The sequence below is a fragment of the Kineosporia sp. A_224 genome (assembly GCF_002198655.1).
Lineage (GTDB): Bacteria > Actinomycetota > Actinomycetes > Actinomycetales > Kineosporiaceae > R-H-3.
The window spans coordinates 1-19,050 of sequence record NZ_MWLN01000071.1 but is presented as its reverse complement, the minus strand read 5'-3'; the positions used below and the strand labels follow the sequence as shown (position 1 = coordinate 19,050).

15 protein-coding genes and 1 pseudogene are annotated in these 19,050 nt (G+C 75.4%); 9 read left to right on the top strand and 7 right to left on the bottom strand.

Translation table 11 applies throughout. From position 1 onward, the window contains the following. Nucleotides 1-216 precede the first annotated feature (216 nt). Nucleotides 217-633, bottom strand: a complete 417-nt coding sequence (locus EDJALFJO_RS05905; protein ID WP_088283165.1) for a VOC family protein — start codon at nt 631-633, stop codon at nt 217-219. A 55-nt stretch (nt 634-688) separates the two neighbouring features. Between EDJALFJO_RS05905 and EDJALFJO_RS05900 the strand changes: the two genes are divergently transcribed. After that, nucleotides 689-1,180 (top strand): GNAT family N-acetyltransferase, encoded by a 492-nt coding sequence (locus EDJALFJO_RS05900; RefSeq protein WP_143448316.1) that lies wholly within the window; start codon nt 689-691, stop codon nt 1,178-1,180. Nucleotides 1,181-1,208: 28 nt separating this feature from the next. On the opposite strand, the gene EDJALFJO_RS05895 is transcribed toward EDJALFJO_RS05900, so the two are convergent. Continuing rightward, a complete protein-coding gene (locus EDJALFJO_RS05895; protein ID WP_158220299.1) occupies nt 1,209-2,357 on the bottom strand; it encodes a DUF3048 domain-containing protein in 1,149 nt (382 codons plus the stop codon). A 313-nt stretch (nt 2,358-2,670) separates the two neighbouring features. Here EDJALFJO_RS05895 and EDJALFJO_RS05890 point away from each other — a divergent pair, with 313 nt between their 5' ends. Then, entirely contained in the window at nt 2,671-3,687 is a 1,017-nt protein-coding gene (locus EDJALFJO_RS05890; protein WP_088283161.1) for an ATP-binding cassette domain-containing protein, read from the top strand. Beyond that, the gene (locus tag EDJALFJO_RS05885) at nt 3,684-4,490 is read left to right on the top strand and encodes an ABC transporter permease (RefSeq protein WP_088283159.1); all 807 of its coding nucleotides are present in this window, start codon (nt 3,684-3,686) and stop codon (nt 4,488-4,490) included. The genes EDJALFJO_RS05890 and EDJALFJO_RS05885 overlap by 4 nt, the downstream gene beginning before the upstream one ends. Nucleotides 4,491-4,521: 31 nt before the next feature. On the opposite strand, the gene EDJALFJO_RS05880 is transcribed toward EDJALFJO_RS05885, so the two are convergent. The 4 genes and pseudogenes from EDJALFJO_RS05880 to EDJALFJO_RS05865 all read right to left on the bottom strand — a co-directional run bounded on the left by EDJALFJO_RS05880 (nt 4,522) and on the right by EDJALFJO_RS05865 (nt 9,861). Then, nucleotides 4,522-5,814 carry an FAD-binding protein gene (locus EDJALFJO_RS05880; RefSeq protein ID WP_088283157.1) on the bottom strand — a complete coding sequence of 431 codons (1,293 nt, stop codon included), beginning with the start codon at nt 5,812-5,814 and terminating at the stop codon, nt 4,522-4,524. Nucleotides 5,815-5,857: 43 nt separating this feature from the next. Continuing rightward, a pseudogene (locus tag EDJALFJO_RS36290) lies at nt 5,858-8,814 on the bottom strand (BTAD domain-containing putative transcriptional regulator); the annotation flags it as partial. Between the two features lies 1 nt (nt 8,815). Further along, nucleotides 8,816-9,150 (bottom strand): winged helix-turn-helix domain-containing protein (locus tag EDJALFJO_RS36285; RefSeq protein WP_369812496.1); only part of this gene is annotated, 335 nt, incomplete at its 3' end. Nucleotides 9,151-9,231: 81 nt separating this feature from the next. Then, nucleotides 9,232-9,861 carry a DUF3159 domain-containing protein gene (locus tag EDJALFJO_RS05865; RefSeq protein WP_369812497.1) on the bottom strand — a complete coding sequence of 210 codons (630 nt, stop codon included), beginning with the start codon at nt 9,859-9,861 and terminating at the stop codon, nt 9,232-9,234. Between the two features lie 253 nt (nt 9,862-10,114). Here EDJALFJO_RS05865 and EDJALFJO_RS05860 point away from each other — a divergent pair, with 253 nt between their 5' ends. From EDJALFJO_RS05860 to EDJALFJO_RS05850, 3 genes are all read left to right on the top strand, one after another. Continuing rightward, nucleotides 10,115-10,465, top strand: coding sequence for a YciI family protein (locus EDJALFJO_RS05860; RefSeq protein WP_088283149.1), 351 nt, complete (start codon nt 10,115-10,117; stop codon nt 10,463-10,465). 9 nt (nt 10,466-10,474) lie between these two features. After that, nucleotides 10,475-11,803, top strand: a complete 1,329-nt coding sequence (locus tag EDJALFJO_RS05855) for an RNA polymerase sigma factor (RefSeq protein ID WP_088283147.1) — start codon at nt 10,475-10,477, stop codon at nt 11,801-11,803. 98 nt (nt 11,804-11,901) lie between these two features. Continuing rightward, nucleotides 11,902-13,005, top strand: a complete 1,104-nt coding sequence (locus EDJALFJO_RS05850; protein ID WP_143448314.1) for an endonuclease/exonuclease/phosphatase family protein — start codon at nt 11,902-11,904, stop codon at nt 13,003-13,005. A 101-nt stretch (nt 13,006-13,106) separates the two neighbouring features. On the opposite strand, the gene lon is transcribed toward EDJALFJO_RS05850, so the two are convergent. Further along, the gene (gene lon, locus EDJALFJO_RS05845; protein ID WP_088283143.1) at nt 13,107-15,545 is read right to left on the bottom strand and encodes an endopeptidase La; all 2,439 of its coding nucleotides are present in this window, start codon (nt 15,543-15,545) and stop codon (nt 13,107-13,109) included. A gap of 106 nt (nt 15,546-15,651) precedes the next feature. On the opposite strand from lon, the gene EDJALFJO_RS05840 reads away from it, so the two are divergent. From EDJALFJO_RS05840 to EDJALFJO_RS05830, 3 genes are all read left to right on the top strand, one after another. Beyond that, on the top strand, nt 15,652-16,122 hold the full coding sequence (locus tag EDJALFJO_RS05840; RefSeq protein WP_088283141.1) for a nuclear transport factor 2 family protein: 471 nt from the start codon (nt 15,652-15,654) through the stop codon (nt 16,120-16,122). 71 nt (nt 16,123-16,193) lie between these two features. Next, nucleotides 16,194-17,225, top strand: coding sequence for a low specificity L-threonine aldolase (locus EDJALFJO_RS05835; RefSeq protein WP_088283139.1), 1,032 nt, complete (start codon nt 16,194-16,196; stop codon nt 17,223-17,225). Between the two features lie 8 nt (nt 17,226-17,233). Further along, nucleotides 17,234-18,985 (top strand): SulP family inorganic anion transporter, encoded by a 1,752-nt coding sequence (locus tag EDJALFJO_RS05830; protein ID WP_088283137.1) that lies wholly within the window; start codon nt 17,234-17,236, stop codon nt 18,983-18,985. The last annotated feature ends 65 nt before the right edge of the window (nt 18,986-19,050 follow it).

The following is a 19,050-nucleotide window of genomic DNA, read 5'->3' as shown; positions in this document are numbered from 1 at the left end:
GCTGGTCGCCGGTCGGTCCGTCCAGCCCTTGAGACGGCCGTACGCCAGGTCGTCACAAGAACGCTCCAACGGGCGACACGCCGTGCTTCCGGGACGTTGGTGCGTCCTGCCGTACGGCTGTCCCGGATGCCGGACGGCGTCGGGCCGGGCCGCTGGGTCAGCCGCCGGCCGGCGCGTCCCCGGTGGCGCAGGACGGCCCGGTCCGCCCCGGAACCGTCAACCGACGAACAGGCAGAACGGGTGCCCGGCCGGGTCGGCGAGGACGTACAGCGGCTCGTCGGCGTCGTCCGAGCGGTCGAACCGCAGCTCGGCGCCAAGCGAGAGCGCCCGGTCGCGGTGCCGTTCGAGGGCGGCGACGTCGGGCACGGTGAAGTCGACGTGGAGTTGCATCGGGACGCCCGGCGGATCGGGCCAGTTCGTCCGCGGCAGCGCGTCGACCTGCTGGAAGGCGAGCATCCGCCGGCCGTCGTCCACCGTCAGCACGAGCCAGTCGGCGTCGTCGGGGGCGCCGTCGGCGGGCGGCTCGTCGCCGGGGCGGTACCGGAGCCCGAGAAGCTCCCGGTAGAACTCCGCGAGGCCCCGGACGTCGGTCGTGTCGAGCACCGTGTGCAGCAGGGTCGGGTAGTCGGCCATCGCAGCAGGGTAGGAGGGGACGCCATCCCCGCACGCCGGCTCGCATACTGCAGTCGTGCTGACCGACCTCACGCTGCGCCTGCTCGACCCCGCCGACGCCGGGACGGCGGCGGTGCTCGTCGGCTGGCTCTCCCACGAGTGGACCTGGATCCCGCCGGACGACCCCGCGACGGACCCGGTGCAGCGCTGGACCCGGCTCGTCGCCGAACGGGCCCGTCCCGGGCAGGTTCCGTTCACGCTCGTCGCGCACGTCGACGACGGGCCGGTCGGATGTGTGCAGGTCTGCACGGACGACGTCCACGCCCGGTACGCCGACCGCGGCCCGTGGCTGTCGGCGGTCTACGTGCTGCCGGTGGCGCGCGACCTCGGCGTCGGCCGGGCCCTGCTCGCGGAGACCGAGCGGCTCACGGCCGCGCAGGGGCACGACGAGCTGTGGCTGCACACCGGTGAGGCGCACCGCTTCTACGCGCGGTGCGGCTGGGAGACCGTCGAACCGAAGGTGTCGGTCCACGAGGACGCCGTCATGCGCCGGTCCCTCGTCGGTTGACGAGCGCGCGTGCCGGCAGCCCGGCCCCTCAGGCGATCCGGACGTCCGCGTCCTTGCGGGCGAGCTCCACGTAGGTCTGCCCGGGAGCCATGAGCAGCGGCCCGCCGCCGTCCACGGTGAACCGGAACCGCTCCTGGACAGCACCCTTCGTCCAGGTCCCGGTGACGGCCCGGCCGCCGTGGGCGTAGACGAACGTCCCCTTCGCGTCGATGATCCCGTGCACCGGTTCGGCGCCGCCGCGGCCCGGGTAGATCTTCGTGTACTCCTGCGTGGCGCGGATGACGAGGATGTTGTCGGTGGCGACCCGGGTGCCGTTCTTCAGCACGTGCTTGCCCCAGGGCATGCTCCGCAGGTAGCGGCCCGACGCGTCGTCGTACCGGTAGGACATGTCGTAGGTGTGCCCGCGCTTCCACGGCACGCTCACCGTGACGGCTTGCTTCCCGGCCGCCGTGCTCACCTCGGCGTCGGTCTCCGCGAAGGGGAAGTAGGCCTTCTGCGGACCCTCCGCGAACGACCTGCTCTGCTTCGCCAGCACCGCGGGATGGCAGACGACGGCCCGGTCGTAGTAGGTGACTCCCTGGTAGACCCGCACCCGGGAGCGGTCGATCGAGTACGCCCCGGTGCCCTTCGTCGCCAGGTAGGTCCGCGAGCCGTCGAGGTACTTCCGGTTGTGCTCGACGTAGTCGAGCACCCAGCCGGTGGCCCCGGTGTTGCCGACGACGGCCCCGAACGGCGCGAGCAGCGGGACGTCGACCGGGCGCAGCGAGCGGACCGGGGCGACGCCGTCCGGCATCCGGGAGTGGAAGACCGGCATGAGCCGGGTGCCGGAGTAGCCGGACGCGTCGCGGTAGCCGTCGAGCTCGACGAAGACGATGTCGGCCTTGTCGAGCCCGACCTGGGGGTGCTCGCGGACGTTGTCCGGGACCTTCACCGCGACCGCGGGGTGCCGGGCGGCCGCCTCGTCCGTGAGCAGGGCGCCGCTGAGCGGCCACCGTGCGGCGGGTGCGGGCGGCGAGGACGTCGTGACCGGTGCCGGCGTCGGGGTGGGCGACGGCAGGGCGGACGACGTCCCCGCAGGCCGCTCCGCCGATCCGCCCGAGCAGCCCTCGAGCGCACCGCCGACCCCTGCGACCCCGATCAGGCCCAGGAGAAGGGTGCGGCGGTCGAACGACTCCATCCGATCCTGCCCATCACTCGTCGACGGTAGTTCACTCATAGCGACACCTCGATGACGGTCAGTATGCAGGCTCGGGGAGCCCTCGACCCGGGCCACGCGCCGGTCGGCGCCTCCGGGGGACAGACGCGCCGGGCCCGGGCGGCTATCCGTCCGCGACGGCGGGCGCCGGCACGACCCCCACGCTGCCACCGCCGGGGCCTTGCTGCCAGGGACCTGTGCCGGGCTGCAAGGCATCTGCGGGTGATCTGCCAGCGCCGGAGTGCAGGGTCGTGACCGACAGCCACCACGGGACCGATCCCCCAGGAGTCGAACCATGTCCACCCCCACCGCAGCGATCGAGGCGGTCGGCCTCGTCAAGCGCTTCGGGTCGACGACCGCACTGGACGGCGTCGACCTGCACGCACCGGCCGGCACCGTGCTCGGCGTCCTCGGCCCGAACGGCGCCGGCAAGACGACCGCCGTCCGGATCCTCGCGACCCTGAGCCGCCCCGACGCCGGCCACGCCCGCGTCGCGGGGCTCGACGTCGTCCGGGACGCCGCCGCCGTCCGCCGGACCATCGGCCTCACGGGGCAGTACGCCTCGGTCGACGAGGACCTCACCGGCACCGAGAACCTCGTGCTCATCGGCCGCCTCCTCGACCTCTCGCGGCGCGACGCCCGCGCCCGGGCCGCAGTCCTCATCGCCCGCTTCGGCCTCGACGACGCCGGCGGCCGCACCGTGAAGACCTACTCCGGCGGCATGCGGCGCCGGCTCGACCTCGCGGCCGGGCTCATGGGGCACCCGACGGTCATCTTCCTCGACGAGCCGACGACCGGGCTCGACCCCGGGAAGCGGGACGACGTGTGGCGGCTCGTCCGCGGCCTCGCCGACGACGGCGTCACGGTCCTGCTCACGACCCAGTACCTCGAGGAGGCCGACGCCCTCGCCGACCACCTCACCGTCGTCGACCACGGCCGGGTCATCGCCAACGGCACCCCGGCCGAGCTCAAGGCGACGATCGGCAGCCGGTCGGTCGACGTCCGGCCGCGCCTCGCCTCCGACATCGACACCGTGCGCGGCGTCCTCGCCGAGGTGAGCGGCCGCGGCCTGTCGGCGGTGGAGACGATCGGCCGGCACGTCGCCTCGGTGCCCGTCGACTCCGACGACGCGGTCACGGCGGTCGTCTCCCGGCTCGCGACCCTCGGCGTCGCCGTCGACGAGCTGGCGCTGCGCCGGCCGACCCTCGACGAGGTCTTCTTCTCCCTCACGGGCTCCCGCACCGACGACTCCGGGAGCGACGACAGCACCACCGACGACAGCACCGACACCCTCGAGGAGGTCCCGGCATGACCACCCTGACCCCCGCCGCGGTGCCCGCGCCCGGCTTCGCGCCGCTCGCCGGGCTGCGCCACAGCCTCGTGCTCGCCGAGCGCAGCATCCTCAAGATCCGGCGCACGCCGGAGCAGCTCATCGACGTGACGCTGCAGCCGATCATCTTCCTCGGGCTGTTCGTCTACCTGTTCGGCGGCGCCATCGCCGGCTCGACCCACGACTACCTGCAGTTCGTGCTGCCCGCCCTCATGGTGCAGAACGCCCTGTTCGTCGCGACGGCGATCGGGGTGAACCTCAACTCCGACATCGGCAAGGGCGTCTTCGACCGGTTCCGGAGCCTGCCGATCGCCCGGTCCGCACCGCTCGTCGGCGCGGTCCTCGGGGACGTCGTCCGGTTCACGCTGTCGATCGGCGTCCTCATCGCGGTCGGCCTGGTCATGGGGTTCGACCCGACCGGCGGCTGGCTGCGGACGGCGGCGGCCTGCCTGCTGCTCGTCGGGTTCTCGATGTGCGTCTCGTGGATCTTCGTCCTCGTCGGGCTCGTCGCCCGCAGCGCCGGCGCCGTGCAGGGCCTGGCGTTCCTGCTGATCTTCCCGCTGACGTTCGGGTCGTCGACGTTCGTGCCGGTCGACACGATGCCGGGCTGGCTGCAGTCCTGGGTGCGGGTCAACCCGGTCACGCATCTCGTGGACGCCGTCCGCGGGCTCATGCTCGGCGGCCCGGTGGGGACGCCGCTGTGGCAGACCGTCGCGTGGGCCGCCGGCATCGTCGCGGTGTTCGCGCCGCTCGCGGTCCGGGCGTACCGCCGCAAGGCGGCCTGACGCGAGAACGTCGGGGAGCGGTACCGGCTGCTCAGTCCCGGACGTATGCGTCGAGGAACGCGTTGGACAGCAACCCGTCCGGGTCGAAGGTCGTCAGCAGGCGCCGGGCGTCGCCCAGCCGCGGGTACAGCGGCCGGACGGCGTCCGGCGGCGCCGTGAAGACCTTGCCCCAGTGCGGGCGGGCGCCGAGCGGCAGCAGCCGTTCCTCGATCCGCGGCAGCAGCGGCAGCACGGCGTGCGGGTCCGGCTTCCACGTGAAGTGCACCCCGACGGCGTCCGTGCCGTAGGCGCCGCTGAGCCACAGGTCGTCCGCGGCCATGGAGCGGACCTCGGTGACGAGCAGCGCCGCCGCGATGTCGGACTCCATGTCCCGCAACGCGACGAGCGCCTCGACCGCCCGGTGCCGGGGCACGAGGTACTCGGTCTGCAGCTCGTCGCCGGCGCTCGGGGTGAAGCCGAGCCTGAAGTGCGGGAGCCGGGTGTGCCACGGGCCCGGCGTGCCCTGCTCGGTGAGCGGGTCGGTGTCCCCGCCACGGATCGGGCTCTGCGTCCCGACGGCCCGCCGGGCACCGAAGACGGTGTCGGGCAACGGATCTGCCGATCCGCCCGGAGCGCCGACCCGGGTCTTGAGCCACACTGAGTCGACGACGTCCCCGAGCCAGCGGTGGAACAGGCTGACGCTGTACGCGGCCGACATGATCGCGTCGAAGTGCTCGACGAGCGCCGCGAACGGCAGGTCGTCGTAGACGGTCTGGACGACGTCGTACGTCGGCTCGACGGTGAGGGTCACCTCGGTGACGACGCCGATCCCGCCGAGAGCGACCACCGCACCGGAGAACTCGGTCCCGCAGCCCGGCCCCTCGCCGTCCCGGGACAGCTCGAGGACGTCCCCGCCGACGGTGACGACGCGCAGCCCGCGGACCGCGGTCGCGAGGATCCCGAGCCGGTCGCCCGAGCCGTGCGTCCCCGTCGAGCAGGCACCGGCGACCGCGATGTGCGGCAGCGAGCCGAGGTTGTGCAGCGCGAACCTGTGGTCGTGCAGCCACGGCGCGACCTCGCCGTACCGCAGCCCGGCAGAGACCCGGGCGAGCCCTCGGGCCGTGTCGAGTTCGCGGACGACGGGCATCCGGGCGAGCGAGACCTGGGCACCGGGCAGCCCGCCGGGGGCGGGCACCGCGACGTCCGAGAAGGAGTGCCCGGTGCCGACGGCCCGCAGCCGCTCGCCGCTGCCGAGCAGCCCGCGCAGGCTCTCGAGGTCGGCCGGTTCGTGGAGCACCCCGGGGAAGGCGATGTTGCCGGCCCAGTTCCTGCGCGTCGCCGTCATGGTCGGGAGGTTAGGCGTCGTCGCCGGGGTGCGCGACGGGGCGTCACCGCTCCGCGGCCGTCTCCGGGCCTGTTTCCTGGACCGTCTCCGCGACCGTCTCCGCGACCGTCTCCGCGAACAGCGCGAGCGCTGCGGCGCGGTCGAGCGCGCGGCCGGCGGCGACCGCGGCGTCCGCGCCCGGCCCGAGGGCCTCCCGCAGCGAGGCGAGCAGCCCTTCGACGTCCGAGACCGACACGTCCTCCGCGCCGCGGACGGCGTCCGCCGCGCCGAGCAGGCGGGCCGCGCGGGCCGCGTCACCGGCGGCGGACGCGACATCGGCGGCGGCCACCATGACCATCGCGGCGACGGGCATGTCGAACGCGACGGCGGCGGCGACCTGCGGACGACGCAACCAGGCCCGGGCGTCGTCGAGGCACCCGAGGGCCGCGTCGATCCTGGCCAGCCCCGCGCAGACGATCGCCTCGATCTGGGGCGGTTGCCCGGGCACGCCGTCGACGCGTCCGAGCCCCTCCAGCGCGTGGGCACGGGCCTGCGCCAGGCGCCCCTCGCGCCGGTCGAGGTCGGCCAGGCCCGAGTGGGCGAAGGCGAGGCTCTGCCGGGACACCTGCTCGTCGGCGTCCCGGACCATCGCCTCGATGGCCTCCCGGACCCCGCGGGTCTCCCCGAGCCGGGCCCGCAGCATGAGCGCCCGCAGCCGCAGCGAGGCCGCGTCGTCCACGGCGCCCAGCTCCTGCATGCAGACCGCGGCCTCCTCGGCCATCGCGAGGGCCTCCTCGATGCGGCCCTCGTAGGGCAGGATCGCCGACAGCGAGCCGAGCGCGCCGCCCATCCCCCAGCGGTCGCCCACCGCTCGGAAGCCCTCCAGGGCCAGCGGCATCTCCCGCCGGGCGAGGGCGAGATCGCCGTCGTTCTCGGCGAGCAGCCCGGCGAACAGGTGGAGGGCCGACCGCGCCCACGGCTCGGCCCGGGCCGAGAGCCGCTCGATCGCGGCCGTGGCCCCGGCGTAGTCGCCGGTCATCATGGCGATGCCGGGCTCGACGAGCATGAGCAGCGGGTGCTCGTCGGCGTGCTCCGCGGCGAACCGGACGATCTCCGCCCCGCCGTCGACGAGCGCCGGCAGCCCGACGGACCCGGTCGCCCCGCCGTTCAGGGTGTGCGCGACGGTGACGACCGTGCGGGCGACGGGCGGTGCGTCGCCGTCCATGTCGAGGACGAGCGACAGCCAGGTCGCCGCCTCGGCGTGGGCGCCGCGCAGCGTCCAGAACCAGGCGAGCGCGGCGCCGAGGCGGACGGCGCCGACCGTGTCGCCCTCGGCGACGAACCAGCGCAGGGCCGCGAGGACGTTCGGCCGGTCGACGGTGAGCCGGTCGAGCCACACGAGCTGGTCCGCGGACCGCAACCGCGGCTCGGCGGTCTCGGCGAGCGCGAGGTAGTGGGCGGCGTGCCGGCTGCGCGCGGCGTTGGCCCCGCCGCTCTCCGTGAGCCGCTCGACGCCGTACTCACGGATCGTCTCGAGCATCCGGAACCGGACGGCGCCGCGCACCGGCGCGCCGGGGGTGGTCGCGTCCTCCGCGACGTGGAGCAGCGACTTCTCGACGAGCGAGAGCAGGACGCCGGGGACGTCCGCGACACCGGGGCGGACCGCGGCGGCGGCGTCCTCGCCGAAGGATCCGGCGAACACCGCGACGTGCGCCGCGACGTCGCGCTCGTCGTCCGTGAGCAGGTCCCAGCTCCAGGCGACGACGGCGCGCAGCGTCTGGTGCCGCGGCAGCGCCGTCCGGCTGCCGCCGGTGAGCAGACCGAACCGGTCGTCGAGCCGCGCGGCCACCACGTCCGGCGGCAGGGTACGCAGCCGGGCGGCCGCCAGCTCGATGGCCAGCGGCAGCCCGTCGAGCCGGCGGCAGATCTCGACGACCGGCCGCAGCGTCGTGGCGTCGACGACGAACCCCGGGCGGACGGCGGCCGCGCGGTCGGCGAGCAGCCGGACGGCCGGGTGCGTCAGGGCCTCGTCGGAGGTCGCGCTGTCAGGAGGCGTGCGCAACGGGCCGACGGGGTGGAGACGCTCCCCGTCGATCCGCAGCGGCTCCCGGCTCGTCGCGAGGACCCGCAGGCCCGGGCAGCGCACGAGCAGGTGCTCGGCGACCCGGGCGGCCTCGTCGACGACGTGCTCGCAGTTGTCGAGCAGGAGCAGCACCGGCCGGCTGCCGATCGCGTCCGCGAGGCGGTCGAGGGCAGCCGCCGACGATGCCGGGGCGGCGGACCCGACCGGGTCGCCGGGTCCGCGCTCGCGCAGCACCCGCTCACGGACCCCCAGCGCGTCGGCGACGGCGGCCGTCACGTCGTCCGCGCCGTGCGGGGCGAGCTCCACGAGCCGGACCTCGCGACCCTCGAGGGCATGCCCGCGGGCGACCTCGACGGACAGCCGGGTCTTGCCCGCCCCGCCGGGCCCGACGAGCGTCACGAGCCGCGAGACGCCGAGCGCCGCCGCGAGCTCGGTGACCTCCTGCTCGCGGCCGACGAACGACGTGAGCGCGCCGGGCAGCGGGGCACCCTTCGGCGCGACCGGACGCGGGGGATCTTCCGGCGCCGCAGATCCGTTGTCGCGCAACAGGTCCAAGTGCAGCGCCTGGAGCTCCGCGGAGGGGTCGACCCCGAGGCTGTCGGCGAGCCGGGCCCGCAGGTCCTCGTAGGCGACGAGGGCCTGCGCCCGGCGCCCGCTCGCGGCGAGCGCCCTCAGGTGCAGCGCCTGTGCGCGGTCGCGCAGCGGGTGCTCGAGGGCGAGCGTCTCGGCGTCGACGACGGCGGCGGCCGCCCGGCCCGCGGCGACCTCGGCCTCGACGAGGTCCTCCCGGCAGGCGAGCCGCAGCCGCTCCAGCCGCTCCGCCTCGGCCGCCGCGAAGGGCGCGTCGGCGACGTCGGCGAGGGCCGGGCCGCGCCACAGCCCGAGGGCCTCGCGCAGCGCGCCGCCCCGGTCCGCAGCGCCGCCGGCGGCGCTGCGGANTTCGCGGCCGCCCGGGCGCGCTGCACGAGCCGGCCGAACCGGGCGGCGTCCACGTCGTCCGGTGCGACGGCGAGCGCGTAGCCGGCCGGGCCGGACGCCACGAGGGCGCCGTCGCCGAGAGCGCGGCGCAGCCGGGAGACGAGCGTCTGCAGGGCGTTCGGCGCGTCCGCAGGCGGGGTGTCGCCCCACAGCGCGTCGACGAGCGTCCCGGCGGCGACCGGCCGGCCGGCGTCCAGCGAGAGCCTGACGAGCAGCGCGCGCAGGCGGGACCCGCCGACCTCGACGGGCCGGCCGCCGACCTCGACGAGGAGGGGTCCGAGGATCCCGACCCGCACGGACCCGCCCTCTACGGACCCGCCCTGTACGGACCCACTCTGCACGGACCTACTCTGTCAGCCCCGCGGGCGGCCCGGCCGTCAGTCGGAGGCGACGGGGTGCAGCAGCCCGGGGTGCCCCGGTGGCAGCGCGCGCCGCAGCACCCGCCAGGAGACGACGAGCACCGCCGTCATGAGCGGCCACGACAGCGCCACCTGGACGACGCCGAGCAGCACCGGGGTCGACGCGAGGTAGAGCGCGCCGAGGACGACGGTGCGCAGCGCGAACGACCCGGCCCACCACCACGACGCCCGCGCGTACCCGCGGTAGAGGTGCGGGTCGGCCCGCCAGGCGCCGCGCTGCCGCAGCGCGGAGCCGGTCACGACGCCGAGCAGCGGCCGGCCGACCCAGATCGAGCCGGTCCAGGCGAGGGCGCTGGCGGCGTTCGCGAGGATCCGCACCGCGAAGAAGTCCTCCGCGCGGCCGGTCCGGGCCGCGACGACCGCCCCGCCGAGCACGGGCAGCAGCCCGAGGACGGCGGCCCGCACCTGGTGCCCGCGGACCGTGCGCCAGCCGGCGACGGCGAGCGCGGTGAGGGTGCCGGCCGCGAGCGACACCGGCAGCACGGCGTCCGGCGCGACCCGGCCGGTGACGACGAGGGCGACGACGAACGCGACCGACGGCAGGGTCGCGTCGAGCGCGCTGCGGCGGCCGCCGAGCACGTCGAGCAGGGTGGTCGCCCCGCCGGCCGGGGCGGTGCCCTGGCGGGCCGCGGCCGCGGCGGGGTGCGGACGTGTGGTGGACACCTGGTCAGGGTGCGATGCCGGGCCGGCCGGCCGCCGGGACCTACGGCCCGGCAGGCGGGGCGCAGACACGAGGAGCACCCGGCTGTCCCTCCGGGCCGCGCCCGTTCGTCCCTAGGGTGAGGACGCGCCCGCGGCCTCGCCGCAGGGCCGCACGCGCGGACCGACCGAGGAGGAACCCATGCCGCAGTACGCCGCGATCATCTACAGCCCGGACGTCGACTGGACCGCCCCTGAGCAGGCCGCCGAGATGGGCGAGTACGACGCGTTCACCGCCGCCGCCGGGGCCGTGATCCGGGGCGGTGCCGCGCTCTACCCGACCTCCACCGCGACGACGGTCCGGGTCACCGGCGGCAAGGGCGGGGACGTCGTGACGAGCGACGGCCCGTACGCCGAGACGAAGGAGGTGCTCACGGGCTTCTACCTGCTCGAGTGCGCCGACCTCGACGAGGCCGTCCGGCTCGCCGCGACGATCCCGACCGCGTGGAACGGTGCCGTCGAGGTGCGCCCGGTCATCGACTTCGGGCGCTGACCCCCGCTCGTGGACGACCCGCCCCAGGAGGACGCGGCCGCCCGCGCCGCCCTCGTCCGGCTCGTCCGGGACGAGGGCGCGCGGGTGCTCGCGACGCTCGTGCGGATCACCGGCGACGTCCAGCTCGCGCAGGACTGCGTCCAGGACGCGACCGTCCGGGCGCTGGAGACCTGGCCCCGGGACGGCGTCCCGGAGGTCCCGCGGGCCTGGCTCGTCGCGGCGGCCCGCCGCCGCGCCGTGGACGTCGTCCGGCGCGAGCGGGCCAGGACACCCAAGGAGGTGGCCGCCGTGCACGACCCGTCCGGCACCGGCCCGCCGGACGCCGTCCCGCCCGGGCGCTGGGGTGCCGACCCCGCGCTCGCCGACCTCGACGCCCGCGACGTCCTCGACGACGACCTGCTCCGGCTGGTCTTCATGTGCTGCCACCCGGCGCTGGCCCTCGACGCCCAGGTCGCGCTGGCCCTGCGGACGCTGTGCGGCCTGACGACGGCCGAGGTCGCCCGCGCGCTCCTGGTCCCCGAGGCGACCGCCCGCAAGCGGCTCACCCGGGCCAAGGACAAGATCGCCCGGGCGGGCATCCCGTTCCGGGTGCCGGCCCCGGCGGACCTGCCGGCCCGGGTGGGCGGTGTCGCGGCATGCGTCTACCTGCTCTTCAACGAGGGCTACGCGGCGACGTCCGGCGACGACCCGCTGCGGGTCGACCTCGTCGACGAGGCCCTGCGGCTCGGCCGGCTGCTCGTCGGGCTCATGCCGGACGAGCCTGCGCTGCTCGGGCTGCTCGCCCTCATGCTGCTCCAGGACTCGCGCCGCGGGACGCGGACCGACGCGGACGGCGACCTCGTGCTCCTCGCGGAGCAGGACCGCACCGCGTGGGACCGCGCCCGGATCACCGAGGGCGTCGTCCTCGTCGGCGACGGGCTGCGCCGGACGCCGGACCGCCCGGACCCGTACGTCGTCCAGGCCGCGATCGCCGCCTGCCACGCGCTCGCGCCGACGTTCGGGGCGACCGACTGGGCCGCCGTCGTCTCCTGGTACGACGTCCTGCTCACCGTGCTCGACACCCCGGTCGTCCGGCTCAACCGGGCGGTCGCCGTCGGCGAGCGGGACGGTCCGGCCGCCGGGCTGGCCGCCGTCGAGGCGCTGCTGCCGCCCGGCGGGGGCGGCGCCCTGGCGGACTACCCGCTCGCGCACGCCGCCCGGGCCGAGCTCCTCGCCCGGCTCGGTCGCGACGACGAGGCCGCCGCCGGGTACGCGGCCGCCCTCGCGCTCGACCTGAACGACGCGACCCGGCGGCACCTGGAGCGCCGGCTGCCGGAACGACGGACGCGCAGGTCTTGACGCATCGGCACCGGGTGCCGGAGTGTTCGGCCACTGTCGAGCAGCGTCGCCGGCCGTCGTCGCGCGCTGCCCGTGGACCGTCAACGGGAGGTGGCGTCGTGATCGCAGGACGTGCAGGGACGCGCCGGCGCAGGGCCGGTCTCGTGGCGCTCGGAGCGGTTGCCGCCCTGACGCTCGGGCTGGCCGCACCGCCCGCGGCGTCGGCGTCGGGCTCCCGCGGCGACGACCGGCTCACCGTGATGACCCGCAACCTCTACCTGGGTTCGAGCCTCACCCCGGCCCTCACCGCGACCGACACCCCGTCGTTCCTCGGCGCCGTCGCGCGGATCTACGGCACGGCGCTCTTCACGAGCTTCCCGACCCGGGCCGGTGCGATCGCGGACGAGGTCGCCGCGAACCGGCCCGACCTCGTCGGGCTCCAGGAGGTGAGCCGCTGGGTGACCTCCGGGCCCGGCGTGCCGCCGACGATCGACTTCCTCACCGAGCTGCAGTCGGCGCTCGCCGCCCGCGGCCTGCACTACACGGTCGCCTCGGTCGCGGAGAACGCGAACATCGGGCCGGTGCCGCTCGTCACGCCGTGCGGTTCGACGGTCGTCGGCGCCTGTCTGGTGACGCTGCAGGACCGGGACGTCATCCTCGTCAACGCCGACCGCAAGGGCCTCACCTGGAGCGGCGCCCGGTCGGGCCGCTACGTGGCGCAGCAGTCGTTCCAGCCGCCCGTGCCCGGCGCGGCGCCGGTGTCGTTCAGCCGCGGCTGGACGACGATCGAGGGCCGGCTGCACGGCGCCCGGTTCCACTTCGCCAACACCCACCTCGAGACCGAGGACTTCCCGGTCGTCCAGGAGGCGCAGGCCGCGGAGTTCCTCGCCGGCCCGGCCCTCGGGCGCGGGGCCGACATCGCGACGGGTGACTTCAACTCCGCGGCCGACGGCAGCACGACGACGTCGTACGCCCAGCTGACGAAGCGGTTCCGGGACGCGTGGCGGGTCAACCGCGGCGTGCCCGGTCTCACCTGCTGCCAGAACGAGACCCTGACGAACCCGGTGTCGCAGCTGGGTTCGCGGATCGACCTCGTGCTGGCCCGCAGCGGTGCCCGCGCGGTCTCGGCCAAGGTCGTCGGGGCCACCCCGTTCCAGGCGGCCCCGCCGTTCTGGGCGTCCGACCACGCGGGCGTCGTCGCGGTGCTCGAGCTCGACGACTGAGCCGCACCGGTCGGACGGCCCGACCACGACGCAACCAGAAGTGCCCCTGGGAGCCCGTTCGGGTTCCGCAGGGGCACTTCTGGTTGCGCTGTGGCGCAGGCTCAGGCCGCGACCGGCTCCTCGGCCGTCCCGGACGCCGCGCCCGCCGGTTCGAGCGCGAGCTCGAGGACCTGGCTCACGTCGTCCACGAGGTGCACGGTGAGCGCCTCGCGGACGGCGGCCGGCACGTCGTCGAGGTCGGCCTCGTTGCGCGCCGGGAGGATCACGGTCGTCAGCCCCGCCCGGTGCGCCGCGAGGAGCTTCTGCTTGACCCCGCCGATCGGCAGGACCCGCCCGGTGAGCGAGACCTCGCCGGTCATCCCGACCTCGGCCCGGACGAGCCGGCCGGTGAGCAGCGACGCGAGCGCCGTCGTCATCGTGACGCCCGCGCTCGGGCCGTCCTTGGGCACGGCCCCTGCCGGGAAGTGCACGTGGACCCGTTGCTGCGCAAGGCTTTCGGTGTCGACCCCGAGCCGGTCGCCGTTCGCCCGCAGGTAGCCGAGCGCGATCTGCGCGGACTCCTTCATGACGTCGCCGAGCTGGCCGGTGAGGGTGAGACCCGGCTCCCCGGGCATCGACGCGACCTCGACGAAGAGCACGTCGCCGCCGGCACCGGTGACGGCGAGGCCGGTCGCGACGCCGGGGACCGCCGTCCGCCGGGCCGCCTCCGGCTCGAACCGCGCCCGGCCCAGGTAGCCCCGGGTGTCGCCCTCGTCGACGACGACCGTCTCCGGGTCGTCCCCGGCCGTCGTCGTGTCGGTGGTCGCGAGCGTCGTCGCGACCTTGCGCAGGATCTTGCCGAGCGAGCGCTCCAGCCCGCGCACCCCGGCCTCCCGGGTGTACCCGGCGACGACCTCGCGGAGCGCGTCGTCGGTGACTCGGACGTCGTCCGTCGTCAGGCCGGACCGCTCGAGCTGGCGCGGGAGCAGGTGGTCGCGGGCGATGGCGACCTTCTCGTCCTCGGTGTAGCCGTCGAGCCGGACGACCTCCATCCGGTCGAGCAGCGCCTCCGGGATCGCCTCGGCGACGTTCGCCGTCGCGAGGAACACGACGTCCGACAGGTCGAGGTCGAGCTCGAGGTAGTGGTCGCGGAAGGTGTGGTTCTGCGCGGGGTCGAGCACCTCGAGCAGGGCCGCGGCCGGGTCGCCGCGGTAGTCCGAGCCGACCTTGTCGACCTCGTCGAGCAGCACGACCGGGTTCATCGACCCGGCCTCCTTGACCGCGCGGACGATCCGCCCGGGCAGCGCGCCGACGTAGGTGCGCCGGTGCCCCCGGATCTCTGCCTCGTCCCGGACGCCGCCGAGCGCGACTCGGACGAACGTGCGGCCGAGCGCGCGTGCCACGGACTCGCCGAGCGAGGTCTTGCCGACCCCGGGCGGCCCGACGAGCGCGAGGACGGCGCCCGAGCCGCGGCCGCCGACGACCTCGAGACCGCGCGCGGCCCGCCGGGCCCGCACCGCGAGGTGCTCGACGATCCGGTCCTTCACGTCGTCGAGCCCGGTGTGGTCGGCGTCGAGCACGGCCCGGGCGGCGGGGATGTCCGTCGTGTCGGTCGTGCGCGTCGTCCAGGGCAGCTCGAGCACGGTGTCGAGCCAGGTCCGGATCCAGCCGCCCTCGGGCGAGGCGTCGGGCGTGCGCTCGAGCCGGTCGGCCTCACGCAGCGCCGCCTCGCGGACGGCGTCCGGCAGGTCGGCGGCCTCGATCCGGGTGCGGTAGTCCGGGCTCGCGTCGGCGTCCGCCTCGCCGGTGAGCCCGCCGAGCTCCTTGCGGATCGCCGCGAGCTGCTGGCGCAGGACGTACTCGCGCTGCGACTTCTCCATGCCCTCGCGGACGTCGTTGCTGATCTTCTGGCTCACCTCGAGCTCGGCGAGGTACGCCGTCGCCTTCTCCAGCAGCGACGCGAGCCGCTCCTCCACGTCCGGCGTCTCGAGCAGGCGGACCTTCGCCGCGGTGTCGATCCAGCCGGCGTACCCGGCGGCGTCCGCGAGCTCGCCAGGGTCGCTCATCCGCTGGACGGCGTCCTGCACCTGCCAGGCCCCGCGCTCGGCGAGGATCGAGGTGAGCACGGCCTTGTAATCCGTGGCGAGCTCCCGGGCCCGGGCGGACGGCGCGGCCTCGGCGAGCGTCGTCGCCTCGACCCAGAGCGCGGCGCCGGGGCCGACGGTCCCGCCGCCGATCCGGGCCCGGGCGGTGGCCCGGAGCACCATCGCCGCCTCCCCGGACGGCAGCCGCCCGACCTGCGTCACCTCGGCGACGGTGCCCATGACGCCGGACCGGCCCTCGACCCGCGGCACGAGGAGGAGCCGCAGGGTGTCGGTGGCGTCGCTGCCGGCGGAGCGGGCCGCGCGCGCGGCGTCGAGGGTGGCCTGCGCGGCCCCCTCGAGCTCGACGGGCACGACCATGCCCGGCAGGACGACCTGGTCGTCGAGGAAGAGGACCGGGAGGGTCTGCGCGCTGCCGGCGCTCCCGGGACCGCCGGACGAGGTGCTCGAGCTGTTCATAGTGACTGCAACGCTGATTACACGCTTACTGTTTCGGTTCGAGGTTCGCCCTGGACGAACACGCATCGGCCTGTTCGTGACCGTCGCACAGGTCTAGGTTCGCGCCATGGACCCGTCGCCGACGCCGCCGCGCCCGCCGCTCCCTCCGTTCACCGCCGAGACCGCCCTGAAGAAGGTGCGCGCCGCGGAGGCGGCCTGGAACACCCGCGACCCGGAGAAGGTCGCGGCCGCGTACACGGCGGACTCGGTGTGGCGCAACAGGTCCGAGTTCCTCCAGGGCCGCGACGAGATCGTCGCCTTCCTCACGCGCAAGTGGGAGAAGGAACTGGAGTACGTCCTGCGCAAGGACCTCTGGGCGTTCACCGACGACCGGATCGGGGTCCGCTTCCAGTACGAGTGGCACGACGCCGACGGGCAGTGGTGGCGCTCGTACGGCAACGAGCTGTGGGAGTTCGACGCGCTCGGGTACATGCGCCGCCGCGAGGCGAGCATCAACGACGTCGCGATCGAGGAGTCCGAGCGCCGGTTCGACGGCCCGCGGGCCGAGGGCGACGACACCGCCCCGCCGCTGCGCTGACCGCCGACTGCCGACTGCCGACTGCCGACTGCCGACAGCGGGCGCCGGGCGGGCTCCGGTACGTTGCGCCGATGACGACGGTCGAGCTGAGGTCCGACAACGCCGCGGGCGTCGCGCCGCAGATCCTCGCGGCGGTGGCCGCCGCGAACGCCGGCTCCGCGCTCGGCTACGGCGGCGACGAGGTCACCGCCCGGCTCGAGCAGCACGTCCGCGAGGTCTTCGAGCACCCTGCGGCACGGGTCTTCCCGGTGGTCACCGGGACGGCCGCGAACGCGTTGGCGCTCAGCGCGATGTGCCCGCCGTGGGGCGCCGTCCTGTGTCACGCCGGTGCACACATCCTCACGAGCGAGGCGAACGCCACGGCCATGTTCGGTGGCGGCGTGCTCATGCACGGCGTCCCCGGCGAGGCCGGCCGGCTGTCCGCGGACGGCGTCCGCGCCGCCCTGGACGCCGTCTGGTGGGGCGACAACCACGTGTCGCAGCCGGCCGTCGTGTCGCTCACCCAGGCGACCGAGCAGGGCACCCTCTACCCGGTCGCCGAGGTGGCCGCCGTGGCGGCCGTCGCCGCCGAGCGAGGGATGAAGGTGCACCTGGACGGCGCCCGGTTCGCGAACGCCGTCGCCGCGCTGGGCTGCTCACCGGCCGACCTCACGTGGCGGGCCGGGGTCAGCGCCCTCTCCCTGGGGGCGATCAAGAACGGCGGACTCTCCGCCGAGGCCGTCGTCACCTTCGACGAGACGGTCGCCGCCGAGCTGTACTACCGGACGAAGCGTGCCGGTCAGGTCTCGTCGAAGATGCGGTTCCAGTCGGCCCAGCTCCTCGCCTACCTCACCGACGACCTGTGGCTGCACCTGGCGGGCAGCAGCAACCGGGCGATGGCCCGGCTCGGCGACGGCCTGACCCGGCTCGGTGCGCACCTCGAGGACCGGCCCGAGGCGAACATCGCCTTCGTCCGCCTGGACGCCGCCACGGCGGACCGGCTCCGGGCCGCCGGGCTGCTGTTCTACGACACCGCGCCCGGGACGATCCGGCTCGTCACGAGCTGGCAGACCTCGGACGAGGACGTCGACGCGGCCCTCGCCGCGTTCGCGGACGTGCTCTGAGGACCGCGATGCTGCGCGAGTGGGTCCCCGCCCTGGACTGGGTGCCGCGGTACGAGCGGCGCTGGCTGCCGCGGGACGTCGTCGCCGGGCTCGTCCTCGTCACCCTCCTCGTCCCGCAGGGGATGGCCTACGCCCAGCTGGCCGGGCTGCCGCCGATCACCGGGCTCTACACGACCGTGCTCTGCCTGCTCGGGTACGCCGTGTTCGGCCCGTCCCGCGTGCTCGTCCTCGGGCCGGACTCCTCCCTCGGGCCGATGATCGCCGCGGTCGTCGTGCCGATCGCCGGAGCGGACGGCGACCCGGCGCGGGCCGTGGCGCTCGCCTCGATGCTCGGCCTGCTCGTCGGCGTGACGATGGTGGCGGCCGGCGCGCTGCGGCTCGGCTTCGTCGCGGACCTGCTGAGCCGCCCCACCCAGATCGGCTACATGAACGGGCTGGCGCTGACGATCCTCGTGAGCCAGCTGCCGAAGCTGCTCGGCTTCTCCGTCGACGCCGACGGGGTCGTCGGCGAGGCGTTCGCCGTCGTCCGCGGGATCCTCGACGGCCGCACCGTGCTCCCCGCGCTCGCCGTCGGGGCGGCCGCGTTCGTCGTCATCGTCGGCGGCCAGCGGCTCGCCCCGAAGGCGCCGACCGTCCTGCTCGGGGTCCTGCTCGGGATCGGCGCGACCGTCGCGCTCGACCTCGGCGACCGGGGCGTCCGGCTGGTCGGCGCCCTGCCGCAGGGGTTCCCGCCGCTGAGCCTCCCCGCGGTGTCGCTGTCGGACGTCGGGCTGCTCGTCGCGGGCGCGCTCGGGATCACCCTGGTCTCGCTCGCCGACACGATCTCCACGGCGTCCGCCTACGCGCGCCGGGCCGGCGCGCAGGTCCGCGGCAACAACGAGATCGTCGGGATCGGCGCCGCGAACGTGCTCTCCGGCCTGTTCCAGGGCTTCCCGGTGAGCACGAGCGGCTCCCGGACGGCGGTCGCGTTCGCCGCCGGCGCGCGCACCCAGCTCACCGGGGTGGTCGGCGCCGTGGCGATCGTCGTCCTGCTCGTCGCCGCCCCGGGCCTGCTCGCAGACCTGCCGCAGCCGGTGCTCGGCGCCGTCGTGCTCGCGGCGTCGCTGTCGATGGCCGACCTGCCCGGCCTGCGCCGGCTCTGGCGGCAGCGCCCCGTCGAGTTCTGGCTCGCCGTCACCGCGTTCGCCGGGGTGGCTCTGTTCGGCGTCCTCCCCGGGATCGCCGTCGCCGTCGGGCTGTCGATCCTCAACGTGTTCCGGCGGGCCTGGTGGCCGTACCAGACGGTGCTCGGCAACGTCGCCGACCTGCCCGGGTACCACGACGTGCGCAGCTACCCCGAGGCCGAGCGCCTGCCCGGCGCGGTGATCTTCCGGTTCGACGCCCCGCTCTTCTTCGCGAACGCCCGCGTCTTCCGCGAGCAGGTCGAACGGCTCGCCGCCGCGCAGCCGAGGCCGCACTGGATCATCGTCGCCGCCGAGCCCGTCACGGACGTCGACACGACCGCGGCCGACATGCTCCGCGAGCTCGACCGGGACCTCGACGCCGCCGGGACCCGACTCGTGTTCGCCGAGCTCAAGGACCCGGTCCGCGCCAAGGTGGAGCGGTACGGGCTCGCCGACGCCATCGAGGCGCAGCACTTCTTCCCGACGATCAAGAGCGCGGTCCGGGCGTACAAGGAGAAGCACGGGGTCGACTGGCAGCCTGTGACCGGGGCGACGGAACCGCCGGATGGGCAAGCGCCGCCCGGTGCCGGACACTAGGAAGCGGCTAAGGCTCTTACCCGTGCCGAGGCCGTGCCCCGCCCCCGACGGCAAGGACCCCCGGC

What these genes read in the sequence shown, in the direction of transcription:
- EDJALFJO_RS05905 (WP_088283165.1), bottom strand. Translation starts at nt 633, where the DNA reads ATGGCCGACTACCCGACCCTGCTGCACACGGTGCTCGACACGACCGAC.
- EDJALFJO_RS05895 (WP_158220299.1), bottom strand. Translation starts at nt 2,357, where the DNA reads ATGGAGTCGTTCGACCGCCGCACCCTTCTCCTGGGCCTGATCGGGGTC.
- EDJALFJO_RS05890 (WP_088283161.1), top strand. Translation starts at nt 2,671, where the DNA reads ATGTCCACCCCCACCGCAGCGATCGAGGCGGTCGGCCTCGTCAAGCGC.
- EDJALFJO_RS05885 (WP_088283159.1), top strand. Translation starts at nt 3,684, where the DNA reads ATGACCACCCTGACCCCCGCCGCGGTGCCCGCGCCCGGCTTCGCGCCG.
- EDJALFJO_RS05880 (WP_088283157.1), bottom strand. Translation starts at nt 5,814, where the DNA reads ATGACGGCGACGCGCAGGAACTGGGCCGGCAACATCGCCTTCCCCGGG.
- EDJALFJO_RS05860 (WP_088283149.1), top strand. Translation starts at nt 10,115, where the DNA reads ATGCCGCAGTACGCCGCGATCATCTACAGCCCGGACGTCGACTGGACC.
- lon (WP_088283143.1), bottom strand. Translation starts at nt 15,545, where the DNA reads ATGAACAGCTCGAGCACCTCGTCCGGCGGTCCCGGGAGCGCCGGCAGC.
- EDJALFJO_RS05840 (WP_088283141.1), top strand. Translation starts at nt 15,652, where the DNA reads ATGGACCCGTCGCCGACGCCGCCGCGCCCGCCGCTCCCTCCGTTCACC.
- EDJALFJO_RS05835 (WP_088283139.1), top strand. Translation starts at nt 16,194, where the DNA reads ATGACGACGGTCGAGCTGAGGTCCGACAACGCCGCGGGCGTCGCGCCG.
- EDJALFJO_RS05830 (WP_088283137.1), top strand. Translation starts at nt 17,234, where the DNA reads ATGCTGCGCGAGTGGGTCCCCGCCCTGGACTGGGTGCCGCGGTACGAG.